Annotated in this window: 15 protein-coding genes; 8 read left to right on the top strand and 7 right to left on the bottom strand. The window is 58.4% G+C overall.

The window, feature by feature from the left end:
- Nucleotides 1–2 precede the first annotated feature (2 nt).
- A complete protein-coding gene (znuA, locus tag V3W49_RS02655) occupies nt 3–935 on the bottom strand; it encodes a zinc ABC transporter substrate-binding protein ZnuA (RefSeq protein ID WP_500143509.1) in 933 nt (310 codons plus the stop codon).
- Between the two features lie 78 nt (nt 936–1,013).
- Here znuA and znuC point away from each other — a divergent pair, with 78 nt between their 5' ends.
- Both znuC and znuB read left to right on the top strand, forming a co-directional pair.
- Entirely contained in the window at nt 1,014–1,769 is a 756-nt protein-coding gene (gene znuC, locus V3W49_RS02650; RefSeq protein WP_500143507.1) for a zinc ABC transporter ATP-binding protein ZnuC, read from the top strand.
- Nucleotides 1,766–2,551 (top strand): zinc ABC transporter permease subunit ZnuB, encoded by a 786-nt coding sequence (gene znuB / locus V3W49_RS02645; protein WP_500143506.1) that lies wholly within the window; start codon nt 1,766–1,768, stop codon nt 2,549–2,551. The genes znuC and znuB overlap by 4 nt, the downstream gene beginning before the upstream one ends.
- A 31-nt stretch (nt 2,552–2,582) precedes the next feature.
- On the opposite strand, the gene ruvB is transcribed toward znuB, so the two are convergent.
- From ruvB to aspS, 6 genes are all read right to left on the bottom strand, one after another.
- Complete coding sequence (ruvB, locus tag V3W49_RS02640) at nt 2,583–3,593, bottom strand: Holliday junction branch migration DNA helicase RuvB (protein WP_500143505.1); 1,011 nt, start codon at nt 3,591–3,593, stop codon at nt 2,583–2,585.
- A gap of 8 nt (nt 3,594–3,601) precedes the next feature.
- Entirely contained in the window at nt 3,602–4,213 is a 612-nt protein-coding gene (ruvA, locus tag V3W49_RS02635) for a Holliday junction branch migration protein RuvA (RefSeq protein ID WP_500143503.1), read from the bottom strand.
- Between the two features lie 214 nt (nt 4,214–4,427).
- On the bottom strand, nt 4,428–4,949 hold the full coding sequence (gene ruvC, locus V3W49_RS02630) for a crossover junction endodeoxyribonuclease RuvC (protein ID WP_500143501.1): 522 nt from the start codon (nt 4,947–4,949) through the stop codon (nt 4,428–4,430).
- Nucleotides 4,950–5,006: 57 nt separating this feature from the next.
- Complete coding sequence (locus V3W49_RS02625) at nt 5,007–5,756, bottom strand: YebC/PmpR family DNA-binding transcriptional regulator (RefSeq protein ID WP_500143500.1); 750 nt, start codon at nt 5,754–5,756, stop codon at nt 5,007–5,009.
- A gap of 22 nt (nt 5,757–5,778) precedes the next feature.
- A complete protein-coding gene (gene nudB, locus V3W49_RS02620; protein ID WP_500143499.1) occupies nt 5,779–6,222 on the bottom strand; it encodes a dihydroneopterin triphosphate diphosphatase in 444 nt (147 codons plus the stop codon).
- 2 nt (nt 6,223–6,224) lie between these two features.
- Nucleotides 6,225–7,997: an aspartate--tRNA ligase gene (gene aspS, locus V3W49_RS02615; protein ID WP_500143498.1), complete on the bottom strand. Its 1,773-nt coding sequence runs from the start codon at nt 7,995–7,997 to the stop codon at nt 6,225–6,227.
- A 266-nt stretch (nt 7,998–8,263) separates the two neighbouring features.
- Here aspS and V3W49_RS02610 point away from each other — a divergent pair, with 266 nt between their 5' ends.
- The 6 genes from V3W49_RS02610 (at nt 8,264) to V3W49_RS02585 (ending at nt 12,716) form a co-directional block, all read left to right on the top strand.
- Nucleotides 8,264–8,830, top strand: a complete 567-nt coding sequence (locus V3W49_RS02610) for a hydrolase (protein WP_500143496.1) — start codon at nt 8,264–8,266, stop codon at nt 8,828–8,830.
- A 9-nt stretch (nt 8,831–8,839) separates the two neighbouring features.
- Nucleotides 8,840–9,658, top strand: coding sequence for a DUF72 domain-containing protein (locus V3W49_RS02605; RefSeq protein ID WP_500143495.1), 819 nt, complete (start codon nt 8,840–8,842; stop codon nt 9,656–9,658).
- A 69-nt stretch (nt 9,659–9,727) separates the two neighbouring features.
- Nucleotides 9,728–10,123 carry an MAPEG family protein gene (locus V3W49_RS02600; RefSeq protein WP_500143494.1) on the top strand — a complete coding sequence of 132 codons (396 nt, stop codon included), beginning with the start codon at nt 9,728–9,730 and terminating at the stop codon, nt 10,121–10,123.
- A 36-nt stretch (nt 10,124–10,159) separates the two neighbouring features.
- Nucleotides 10,160–10,903 (top strand): carboxy-S-adenosyl-L-methionine synthase CmoA, encoded by a 744-nt coding sequence (cmoA, locus tag V3W49_RS02595; RefSeq protein WP_500143493.1) that lies wholly within the window; start codon nt 10,160–10,162, stop codon nt 10,901–10,903.
- Nucleotides 10,900–11,871, top strand: a complete 972-nt coding sequence (cmoB, locus tag V3W49_RS02590; RefSeq protein WP_500143492.1) for a tRNA 5-methoxyuridine(34)/uridine 5-oxyacetic acid(34) synthase CmoB — start codon at nt 10,900–10,902, stop codon at nt 11,869–11,871. The genes cmoA and cmoB overlap by 4 nt, the downstream gene beginning before the upstream one ends.
- A gap of 68 nt (nt 11,872–11,939) precedes the next feature.
- On the top strand, nt 11,940–12,716 hold the full coding sequence (locus V3W49_RS02585) for a M14 family metallopeptidase (protein WP_500143491.1): 777 nt from the start codon (nt 11,940–11,942) through the stop codon (nt 12,714–12,716).
- Nucleotides 12,717–12,852: the final 136 nt, after the last annotated feature.

The following is a 12,852-nucleotide window of genomic DNA, read 5'->3' as shown; positions in this document are numbered from 1 at the left end:
CGTTAATCCCCTTTCAGGCAGGCGGTGTACTGGCCCGCAAGCCCGGTAAGGAACTGCATGTAGCTATCCTTACCGAGTTGTACGGCGCTGCCCAGAGGATCAAGCGTACCCATGCGCACCCGCGTTCCTCTGGCAACGGCTTCTATGACCGCCGGCCTGAACTGTGGCTCAGCAAAGACGCATTCCGCCTTATGCTCAACCAACTGTGTTCTGATCTGATGTAAACGCTGCGCACCGGGTTGGATTTCAGGGTTGACGGTAAAATGCCCAAGCGGCGTTAACCCATAATGTTTTTCGAAGTAACCGTAGGCATCATGAAAAACGTAATATCCCTTACCTTTAACTGGTGACAGCTCGTTTGCTACCTGCTTATCTGTTCGGGCTAAATTTGCCTCAAAGCGCTGCAGGTTGGCATCAAGTTTGTCGCGATTTTCCGGCATAAGTTCCACTAATTTTTTATGGATTGCAACCGCCGAAAGCCGCGCTATCTCTGGGGATAACCAGATATGCAGATTGTTTTCGCCGTGATGGTGATCCTCATCACGTTTTTCTACCTGATACTCATTGTCGCCATGGTCGTGATCGCCTTTTATCAGCAGCGGTTTCACCTCTGAAAGCTGAGAAAGCGTCAGGCGATTTTGCTGAGCCCGGCGTGCTACGGGTTTTTGCATAAAGGCTTCCATCTCCGGGCCGACCCATACCACTAAGTCCGCGTCTTGTATACGTTTTATGTCAGATGGACGCAGTGCGTAATCGTGTTCAGAGGCACCATCAGGCAGCAAAACCTGCGTGTCAGTCACCCCATCAGCTATGGCTGAAGCGATAAATCCGAGTGGTTTTATCGAGGTCACAACGTCGGCTTTCGCGGCGTTGACCGCACCAAACCACAGTACCAGCGCGCCGCTGGCGCAAAGAAGCGTCTTTTTATGTAACATAATGCAAATTCTCATCTTTGATAGCGCAGAGAGTGTGATATTATAACATTCGCGAACTTCTGCAATAGCTGAATTGTCATGACTAACCTTGTTTCACTGGAAAACGTTTCCGTCTCCTTCGGTAACCGTCAGGTACTGTCGGGGATTTCATTCGATCTACGCCCCGGGCGCATTTTGACGCTGCTTGGCCCAAACGGTGCCGGAAAATCGACCCTGGTGCGTATTGTGCTCGGGCTGATAGCAGCAGATGAAGGAACCATCAAGCGCAGCCCGGCGCTGCGCATTGGCTATGTTCCGCAAAAATTACACCTGGACGCTACCCTGCCCCTGACCGTCGGGCGCTTTATGCGGCTGCGCCCCGGCGTGAAAAAGCACGATGTACTGCCGGCGCTGATGCGCGTTAACGCCGCCCATCTGGCGGATGCGCCGATGCAGAAACTTTCCGGCGGCGAAACCCAACGCGTTCTGCTGGCTCGCGCACTGCTTAACCAGCCGCAGTTGCTGGTGCTGGACGAACCCACCCAGGGGGTGGATGTCAACGGTCAACTGGCGCTCTACGATCTGATCGACCAGATTCGTCACGAACTGGGCTGCGGCGTTCTGATGGTGTCTCACGATCTGCATCTGGTCATGGCGAAAACCGACGAGGTGCTGTGCCTGAATCACCATATCTGCTGCTCCGGCACGCCAGAGGTGGTATCGACCCATCCGGAATTTATCTCAATGTTCGGACCGCGCGGTGCCGAACAGATCGGTATCTACCGCCATCATCACAACCATCGCCACGATCTTCGTGGGCATATTATCCTGCGCAAAGGTAACGATCGCTCATGATAGAACTGTTATTGCCCGGCTGGCTGGCCGGAATTCTGCTGGCCTGCGCCGCCGGCCCTCTCGGCTCCTTTGTGGTATGGCGCCGTATGTCTTATTTCGGCGATACCCTCGCCCACGCTTCGCTGTTAGGCGTGGCCTTTGGGCTACTGCTCGATGTGAATCCGTTTTATGCGGTGATCGCCGTGACCCTGTTACTGGCCCTGGGGCTGGTATGGCTCGAAAAGCGTCCTCAGCTCGCGGTAGATACCCTGCTGGGCATTATGGCCCACAGTGCCCTGTCGCTGGGTCTGGTGGTGGTCAGTCTGATGTCCAACGTTCGGGTGGATCTGATGGCCTATCTGTTCGGGGATCTACTGGCGGTAACGCCCCAGGATCTGATAGCGATCGCCGCCGGCGTAGCGATAGTTATCGCAGTGCTGTGCTGGCAGTGGCGCAGCCTGCTGTCAATGACTATCAGTCAGGAACTGGCCTTCGTGGACGGCGTGAAGCTTCATAGAGTGAAGCTGCTGCTAATGCTGGTCACCGCCCTGACCATCGGAGTGGCGATGAAGTTTGTCGGCGCGCTGATTATCACGTCGCTGCTGATTATTCCCGCCGCCACGGCGCGCCGTTTCGCCCGCACGCCGGAGCAGATGGCGTGGGTGGCGGTAGGCGTTGGTATGCTGGCAGTTACCATAGGGATGGCTTTTTCCGCCAGCTATGACACGCCAGCAGGCCCATCGGTGGTACTGGCCGCAGCGCTGCTGTTCATTCTTGGCATGCTGCGCCGCCAGCCGGTCTGAAGTCTTGCCCCTCTCCCGGCCCGGGAGAGGATTAATCCGAGGATGGCGGCGAAATGCCGAAGTGATTCCAGGCGCGGGGCGTCGCCATACGGCCACGCGGCGTGCGTTGCAAAAAACCCTGCTGAATCAGAAACGGCTCCAGCACGTCTTCAATGGTTTCACGCTCTTCACCAATCGCCGCGGCCAGGTTATCAAGCCCCACCGGCCCGCCAAGAAACTTGTCCAGCAGCGCCAGTAGTAGCTTGCGATCCATATAGTCGAAGCCTTCGGCGTCGACATTCAGCATATCCAGCGCCTGGTTGGCCACCTCGCCGTTAATGATGCCATTATGACGCACTTCGGCGAAATCGCGCACCCGGCGCAGCAGTCGGTTGGCGATACGCGGCGTACCGCGCGAACGCCTGGCCACCTCCAGCGCGCCGTCCTCGCTCAACTCCAGCCCCAGACATTCGGCGCTGCGCGCCACAATACTCTGTAGGTCAGCCACCTGGTAAAACTCCAGGCGCTGGACAATGCCAAAACGATCGCGCAGCGGTGACGTCAGCGACCCCGCCCGCGTGGTGGCCCCCACCAGCGTAAAGGGTGGCAGATCGATTTTGATGGAACGTGCCGCTGGCCCTTCGCCGATCATAATATCGAGCTGGTAATCTTCCATCGCCGGGTAGAGCACCTCTTCCACTACTGGCGAAAGACGGTGGATCTCGTCGATGAACAGCACATCATGAGGCTCCAGATTGGTCAGCATCGCCGCCAGATCGCCAGCCTTTTCCAGCACCGGGCCGGAGGTGGTACGCAGATTCACCCCCATTTCGTTGGCAACGATATTGGCAAGCGTGGTTTTACCCAGCCCTGGCGGCCCAAAAATCAGCAGATGGTCGAGTGCATCGCCGCGCAGCTTTGCCGCCTGGATGAAAATCTCCATCTGCGCGCGTACCTGAGGCTGCCCCACGTATTCGGACATAAGTTTCGGGCGAATAGCCCGATCGGCGGCCTCTTCCACCGGCACTGGGCCCGGCGATACCAGGCGATCTGCTTCAATCATCCTCTACCTCACAGCGCCGCGCGCAGCGCTTCGCGAATCAGGGTTTCAGTATCGGTACTGCTGGCGGTGACTTTGCTCACCATCCGGCTCGCTTCCTGAGGCTTATAACCCAGCGCCACCAGCGCGGCCACGGCTTCCGCCTCGTAGTCGTCCGTCACCGGCCCCGCCGGGGCGGTGAGCGCCAGATCGGCCGCCGGCGTAAAGAGATCGCCGTGCAGCCCCTTAAAGCGGTCCTTCATCTCTACCACCAGGCGCTCGGCGGTCTTTTTACCGATCCCCGGCAGCTTCACCAGCGAAGCCGGCTCTTCGCGCTCTACCGCATTGACGAACTGCTGAGCCGACATACCGGAAAGGATCGCCAGCGCCAGTTTTGGCCCGACCCCGTTAACCTTAATCAGTTCACGGAACAGGGTGCGCTCCTGCTTATTATTAAAGCCGAACAGCAACTGGGCGTCTTCACGCACCACAAAGTGGGTAAACACCACCGCCTCTTTGCCCGCTTCCGGCAATTCATAGAAGCAGGTCATCGGCATATGCACCTCATAACCCACGCCGCCCGCTTCCAGTAATACCAGCGGCGGCTGTTTCTCCAGGACAATGCCTCTGAGTCTACCTATCACATTTCGCTCCTGCGTTAAGGGCCGTTACAGTGGGTCTATACGCTAAATAATTCGAGTTGCCGGAAGGCGGCGGCGCAGCGAACCCCTGGAGCATAGCCGAACTATGTGACCGGGGTGAGCGAAGAAAGCCAACGTACCTGCAACTTAAAGAATGACGAGTATATCATATAAAAAAGGCTGGATAGATATCCAGCCTTGTCGACATTGTCGCATACTAGCGCAACCTGCCGCGCGCCAGCGTCAGGCGCGAATCGCCGATCTGCTGCACATTCTGACTCATATGGCAGTGGGTGATGGCGATCGCCAGCGCATCCGCGGCATCGGCCTGGGGATTGGCGGGCAGGCGCAGCAGATTACGCACCATATGCTGAACCTGGCTCTTTTCCGCGCCGCCGTTGCCCACCACGGTCTGTTTGACCTGACGCGCGGCGTATTCAAACACCGGCAGTTCCTGATTCACCGCCGCCACGATAGCAACGCCACGCGCCTGGCCAAGCTTAAGCGCCGAGTCGGCGTTTTTCGCCATAAAGACCTGCTCAATGGCAAAAAAATCGGGCTGAAACTGGGTTATCAACTCGCTGACGCCTGCATAAATAAGCTTCAGACGCGAGGGCAGATCCTCCACCCGAGTGCGAATACAGCCGCTGCCCAGATAGCTGAGCTGACGGCCGGTCTGGCGAATTACGCCGTAACCGGTAATTCGCGACCCCGGATCGATACCGAGAATGATGGCCATCTCGCCTCTCTGGTGAGTATAAAAGAAGTTCGGGCCGCCTTCCGGCAGCCCGCAACATTACAGCGTCGCCGCAACCTCGTCGGAGATTTCACCGTTGTGGTAAACCTCCTGTACGTCGTCGCAGTCTTCCAGCATATCGATCAGGCGCAGTAGTTTGGGCGCGGTTTCAGCGTCCATATCCGCTTTGGTGGAAGGAATCATTGAAACTTCGGCGGCGGACGGCTTCAGACCTGCGGCTTCCAGCGCGTCACGCACGGCACCCAGCTCTTCCCAGGCGGTATAGACGTCGATAGCACCGTCGTCGTAGCTCACCACATCTTCCGCGCCAGCTTCCAGCGCCGCTTCCATCACAGTGTCTTCATCCATACCCGCTTCAGCGTCAAATGAAATCACCCCTTTCTTGCTGAACAGATAGGCCACAGAGCCATCAGTGCCCAGGTTGCCACCACTTTTGCTGAAGGCATGACGCACTTCGGAAACGGTGCGGTTGCGATTGTCGCTCAGACACTCCACCATCACCGCAGTACCACCGGGGCCGTAACCCTCATAGATGATGGTTTCCATGTTAGCGCCATCGTCGCCACCCACGCCACGCTGGATAGCGCGGTTCAGGGTATCGCGCGTCATATTGTTGGAGAGCGCTTTATCGATAGCCGCACGCAGACGCGGGTTAGAGGCCGGATCGCCGCCGCCCAGGCGGGCCGCTGTCACCAGTTCGCGAATGATTTTGGTGAAGATCTTTCCGCGCTTGGCATCCTGCGCCGCTTTACGATGTTTTGTGTTGGCCCATTTACTATGACCTGCCATATCTATCTCCAGATTCGCCTGTTCAGGCGCAATTAATAACAAACTCTTCAATCGCCTGCCGGTTGCTCCAGGAGCGGGTCAGTGCCGCGGCTTCTCTGGCCTCTACCCACCTATAGTCCAGGTGTTCGCTGATAACCACCTCCCGCTCATGGGGCAGCGCCAGCGAAAACCAGGATTCGGTGTTACGCAGGGTTCCCGGCGCATAGCGATGACGTAAATACTCAAAAATTTCAAATTCCACGCTGCGCTGATGATCGACCAGGTTCAGCTTCTCGCTTTCGATATCGATGGCGACCTCTTCCTGAACCTCGCGCAGCGCGGCCTGCCGCGCGCTCTCATCCGCCTCCAGGCTGCCGGTCACCGACTGCCAGAAGGCGGGATTATCGCGACGCTGCAGCATCAGCACCCGCCCGGAATCCTGAGCATAAATCACTACCAGTACCGATACGGGACGCTTGTATGTCATCTTCAGTCGCTCTCTGACTTTTTCACAACTGCAATCCCCAACTCTTCCAGCGCGGTCGGATTGGCGAAGCTCGGCGCCTCGGTCATCAGACAGGCCGCTGCGGTCGTTTTCGGGAAGGCTATCACATCACGAATATTATCGGTGCCGGTCAGCAGCATCACCAGCCTGTCCAGGCCGAAAGCCAGACCAGCATGCGGCGGCGTACCAAACTTCAGGGCATCCAGCAGGAAGCCAAACTTAGCGCGCTGCTCGGTTTCGTCAATGCCGAGGATGCGGAACACCGCCTGCTGCATGGCGCTGTTGTGAATACGCACCGAACCGCCGCCCACTTCATAGCCGTTAATGACCATATCATAAGCGTTGGCGATAGCCCCTTCCGGCTGAGCCTCCAGTTGCTCCGGCGCGACGTCGCGCGGCGCGGTGAACGGATGGTGCATCGCCGTCAGCCCGCCTTCACCGTCTTCTTCGAACATCGGGAAGTCGATGACCCACAGCGGCGCCCAGGCGTTTTCGTCGGTCAGATTCAGATCTTTGCCGGTCTTCAGACGCAGCGCGCCCATGGCGTCGGCGACAGTGCGCGCCTTATCCGCGCCGAAGAAAATAATGTCGCCATCCCGGGCGCCGGTGCGTTCCAGAATCGCCTCGACGATTTCCGCGCTCAGGAACTTCGCGACCGGGCTGGTGACCCCTTCCAGCCCCTGACTGCGCTCGTTGACCTTCATCCAGGCCAACCCTTTGGCGCCATAGATTTCAACAAACTTGCCGTATTCATCAATCTGCTTACGGCTGAACTGCGCCCCACCCGGCACCCGCAGTGCGGCGACGCGGCCTTTCGGGTCATTGGCCGGGCCGGAAAAAACCTTAAACTCGACTGAGGTCAGCAGATCGGCAACGTCCACCAGCTCCATTGGGTTACGCAGGTCCGGTTTGTCAGAGCCGTAGCGACGCTCCGCTTCGGCAAAGGTCATGATCGGGAACTGACCGAGATCCACACCTTTTACCTCCAGCCACAGCTGGCGAATCATCTTCTCCATTATCTCACGCACCTGCGGCGCGGTCAGGAAAGAGGTTTCGACATCGATCTGGGTAAACTCCGGCTGGCGGTCGGCGCGCAGGTCTTCATCGCGGAAGCACTTAACTATCTGGTAGTAGCGATCGAAACCGGACATCATCAGCAGCTGCTTGAACAGTTGGGGCGACTGCGGCAGCGCGTAAAATTTGCCTTTATGCACCCGGCTGGGCACCAGATAGTCACGCGCCCCTTCCGGCGTAGCTTTGGTCAGCATCGGGGTTTCGATGTCCAGGAAGCCGTTGTCGTCCATAAAGCGACGTACAAAACTGGTGATGCGGGCGCGGGTCTTCAGGCGCTGGGCCATCTCCGGGCGACGCAGGTCGAGGTAGCGATACTTCAGGCGCGCCTCTTCCGTATTGGACTGGTTAGAATCCAGCGGCAGCGGTTCGGAGCGATTGATAATCGTCAGTTCGGTCGCAAACACTTCGACTTCACCGGTGGCCATATCGCGATTAAGGTTTTTCTCGTCGCGGGCACGCACGGTACCGGTGATCTGGATGCAGAACTCATTACGCAGTTCGGAGGCCAGCCTGAACGCCTCATCACGATCCGGATCGAAGAAGACCTGAACGATGCCTTCACGGTCGCGCATGTCAATAAAAATCAGACTACCGAGATCGCGGCGGCGGTTAACCCAACCACAGAGCGTCACCTGCTGCCCCACATGGGACAACCGCAGCTGTCCACAATATTCTGTACGCATGAGATTTCCTTTAACTTCGCCGCAGGGGCTGATTGCCTGCCGGGCAGACACCACGGTGCGGCGCTTGTCGAATGTCACAACTGAATGAAAAAAGGCGGCTATTATACTGGATATTGCGCGCCGAGATAAGCCCGATACCGCCCGAGCGCGCGTTTGCTGTGCGCCTGCCCCATCATTCTCACAAAAATTAACAAAATTAGTATAAGACCAGGAAGGGGGTTATCGCTATGGTAAGCAACGCTATCAATCAGTTAACCGGAGTGACGATGTCTGAATTCAATCCGCAAACCACCGCCCTGGTGGTCATCGATCTTCAGCAGGGGATCCTACCTTTCGCTGGCGGGCCCTGGAGCGCCGATGACGTAGTCGAACGCGCCGGGCGTATGGCCCGGGCCTTCCGCAAGCACAACGCCCCGGTCGTGATGGTGCGCGTGGGCTGGTCGCCGGACGGCGCCGAGGCGCTGAAACAGCCGGTTGACATGCCTGCCGGCGCAGGACCACTGCCGGACAACTGGTGGGACTATGCGCCAGCTCTCGGCAAAGCCGACAGTGATATTGAGGTGACCAAACGCCAGTGGGGCGCCTTTTACGGCACCGATCTTGAATTACAGCTGCGCCGTCGCGGTATCGATACTATCGTACTGTGCGGCATTTCGACCAATATCGGTGTGGAGTCCACGGCTCGCAATGCATGGGAACTGGGCTTCAACCTGATTCTGGTCGAAGACGCCTGCAGCGCGGCGAGCCAGGAACAGCACGAAGGCAGCTTCTCCCATATCTTCCCGCGTATCGGACGGGTACGCCGCACCGAGGAGATCCTGGCGGCGCTATAGCCGTGGCTTATGATCTATATCGGTCTGCCCCAGTGGTCGCACCCTAAATGGGTGCGACTTGGCATCCAGAACCTTGAGGATTATGCCCGCCACTTTAATTGTGTGGAGGGGAATACCACACTTTACGCCCTGCCCGGGGCGGAGCTCGTGGCGCGCTGGCACGCGATGACCGGCAACGATTTTCGCTTCTGTTTTAAATTTCCGGCCACCATTTCTCACCAGGCCGGGTTGCGTCACTGCAGTGCCCTGGTGAGCGAATTTTTTAGCCGTATGGCGCCGCTGGAAGCACGTATCGGCCAGTACTGGCTCCAGCTCCCCGCCGCTTTCGGCCCGGATAATCTGGGCGCGCTGTGGCAGTTTCTTGACGCCCTGCCCCGGGACTTCAGCTACGGCGTGGAGGTGCGCCACCCGCAATTTTTCGCCAAAGGCCCGCAGGAACAGGCACTGAATCGCGGACTTCATCAGCGTGGCGTGAACCGGGCTATTCTTGACAGCCGACCAGTTCACGCTGCCGAGCCGCGCAGCGAGGCGGTACGCGAGGCCCAGCGTAAAAAGCCGCGGGTGCCGGTGCACGCCCTGAGAACCGCCGACAAGCCGCTGGTACGCTTTATCGGCGGCGACAATATGAGCAGCAACCAGCAGCTATTTCAGCCGTGGCTGGACAAGCTGGCCCACTGGCAGCAGGAAAGCACGCCGTACCTGTTTTTGCATACGCCGGATATCGCCCAGGCGCCGGAACTGGTGCACCGGCTGTGGCCCGCGCTGCGCGAGCGATTCCCGGATATTGGTGAAGCCCCGGCGATTCCTCAGCAGGAATCGCTATTCTGATGCTGGCGGCCTCTGCTTGCGGTCGGTATGATAGCCGGCGCCATCGATTGAGCCTTTCAGGGAGTTTTTATGGTCTGCGCGCTCTATGCCGTGCTGGGTGCATTGCTGCTGATTAAATTTTCTTTCGACGTCGTGCGGCTGCGCGGTCTGTACCACGTCTCATACGGCGACGGCGGATTTACCGAACTGCAAAGCGCCATCCGTATTCACGGCAACGCGGTAGAGTATCTTCCCATCGCTTTGCTGCTGTTGCTGTTGATGGAGATGAACGGCGCCGAGGTCTGGATGATTCACCTCTGCGGCCTGATGACCATTGCCGGACGACTGATGCACTATTATGGTTTTCAGCATCGGCTGGTGCGCTGGCGTCGCTCGGGTATGGGCGCCACCTGGTGCGCCCTGCTGCTGATGGTGGCAGCCAACCTCTGGTATATGCCGTGGGAGTTGGTTTTCAGCGTGCATTAACGCACAATACGCCTTTGTTTTTCCCGGATTTAAACTATGCCTGACCGCGATACGCTGTTTTCCGCCCCCATCGACAAGCTTGGGGACTGGACCTTTGATGAACGCGTCGCTGAAGTCTTCCCCGATATGATTCAGCGTTCCGTTCCCGGTTATTCCAATATTATTTCGATGATTGGCATGCTGGCGGAGCGTTTTGTTCAGCCCGGCACCCGGGTTTACGACCTGGGCTGCTCGCTGGGCGCCGCCACTCTGTCGGTGCGCCGCAATATTCGCCACGACGGTTGCGAAATCGTCGCCGTGGATAACTCTCCGGCCATGGTCGAGCGCTGCCGCCGCCATATCGACGCCTTTCGCGCCAGTACGCCGGTCGACGTCAGAGAAGCGGATATTCGCGATATCGATATCACCAACGCCTCGCTGGTAGTGCTCAACTTTACCCTGCAGTTCCTGAACCCGGAAGACAGGGAAAGCCTGCTGGCTAAAATCTGGCGCGGCCTGCGCCCCGGCGGCGCGCTGGTACTGTCGGAAAAGTTCAGTTTTGAAGATGGCCAGGTCGGCGAACTGCTGTTCAATATGCACCACGATTTTAAACGCGCCAACGGTTACAGCGAACTGGAAATCAGCCAGAAGCGCAGCATGCTGGAAAATGTGATGCTAACCGATTCCGTAGAAACCCATAAGGCCCGCCTGAAGCGCGCCGGTTTCGACCACGCCGAACTCTGGTTCCAGTGCTTTAACTTTGGCTCCCTGGTGGCGCTGAAGTCTCCGGAGGGCGCGTGATCGACTTCGGCCCCTTTTACAGTCAGATAGCCTGCGGCCCGCTGGCCCCATGGCTGGAAACCCTGCCCGCTCAAATCGGCGCCTGGCAGCGCGAGTCGCTGCATGGTCAGTTCAGCCAGTGGCTGAAAGCGGTGGACGGGCTGCCCGCCCTGCGCCCTGACCGTCTGGATCTGCTGCACAGCGTCACCGCCCGGAGCGCACAGCCGCTCAGCGACGGCCAGAAACTGGGCATCGAGCGCCTGCTGCGTAACCTGATGCCCTGGCGTAAGGGCCCATTTTCGCTGTACGGCATCGATATTGATACCGAATGGCGCTCCGACTGGAAGTGGCAGCGGGTTTTGCCCCATCTGAGCGATCTTAGCGGCCGTACCGTGCTTGATGTTGGTTGCGGCAGCGGCTACCACCTGTGGCGCATGGTCGGCGCCGGGGCGCACCTGGCGGTAGGCATCGATCCCACCCAGCTGTTCCTGTGCCAGTTCGAAGCGGTGCGCAAACTGCTGGGCAACGACCAGCGCGCTCACCTGTTGCCGCTGGGTATTGAGCAGATGCCGACTCTTAACGCCTTCGACACCGTGTTCTCTATGGGCGTGCTCTATCACCGACGCTCTCCGCTTGATCATCTCTGGCAGTTGAAAAATCAGCTGGTCAGCGAAGGTGAACTGGTGCTGGAAACCCTGGTGGTGGAAGGTGATGAAAATCAGGTGCTGGTGCCCGGTGAACGCTACGCCGCCATGCGTAATGTCTGGTTTATTCCTTCAGCGCGGGCGGTCAAACTGTGGCTGGAAAAGTGCGGCTTTGTGGATGTGCGCATCGCCGATCAGAGCATCACCACCACTGAAGAGCAGCGCGCCACCGACTGGATGCGTACCGAATCGCTGGCCGACTTCCTCGACCCTCGGGATCCCACTAAAACCCGCGAAGGCTATCCGGCGCCGATGCGCGCTCTGCTTATCGCCCGTAAGCCCTGATTCGCTCAACCGTCCTCCCTATTCCAGGCTACGCTTGCATTCAGGCGTGGTCAGGAACTGGAGGGAAAATGAAAAGCGTCTGTTACCGCTGGCCGCTGGCGGCCATTCACGGCTATAGCAACGATATCGACCGTCTGAATAGCCTGCTGGCGGTGCAGTATGAGCGCTGGGGCATGGAAGAGCGCGAACTGGGCAGCGTGGGCGACGGTATGATAGCGCTCTGGCAGTCCATCGCCGCCGACAGCCATCTGCCGCATCTGCTCATCATGGCCGGCTTTCACGGCGATGCGCCAGCGGGCAGTTGGGCCATCCTCAATTTTCTGCAGCACAATTCGCCGCTGCTGCTGGATAAAGTCCGGCTCTCATTTATTCCGCTGGTGAACCTTTACGGCCTGCGGGCCGGCGTAAAGCTCAATCGCTACGGTTTTGATCCCGCCGGCGGATTTTGCAACGGCACGCCCGGCGCAGAAGGAGAAGTTCTGCACGCCCATACCCGACTGCTGGCTCAGGCAGCACAAGATGGCGTACTCTGGTGCACAGAAGCGCCCCTGGCCGCTCAGGCCTGGCTGTGCGTATCGGATATGGAACAAACGCCGGCTCTGGCCCTGCGCGACGATCTGAGCCAGACTTTCGAACTGTGCAACGGCGCCAGTCCGCAAGGCGATATCTGTTGCAACGGACTGGCACCTCTGGGCGGCGACGATGATATCCTTCACTGGTTGACCCGGAAAACCGGTGGGCCCGCCGCCCGCGCGGTAACGCCGGGCCGGGCAACGCTGGAACAGCGGATCTTCGCGCATCACAGTCTGATAAGCGCCTTTATCGCCGCAACCCTGGCGCCCTGAGCGGGGTTAAATAGGTGGGGCAGCCACTCTGATATATCGAATACCGTCTGTCAGGAAAAAAGATAAGAAAAAACTCATTCTTTTATCCGAATAGCAGATATCGCCAGCATACTATGCCCTATTTTTTAGTTGACCA

This window comes from Rosenbergiella sp. YN46 (genome assembly GCF_036620675.1).
Classification (GTDB): domain Bacteria; phylum Pseudomonadota; class Gammaproteobacteria; order Enterobacterales; family Enterobacteriaceae; genus Jejubacter.
The sequence above is the reverse complement of the archived record's forward strand: the minus strand, read 5'-3'. Positions and strand labels throughout refer to the sequence as shown.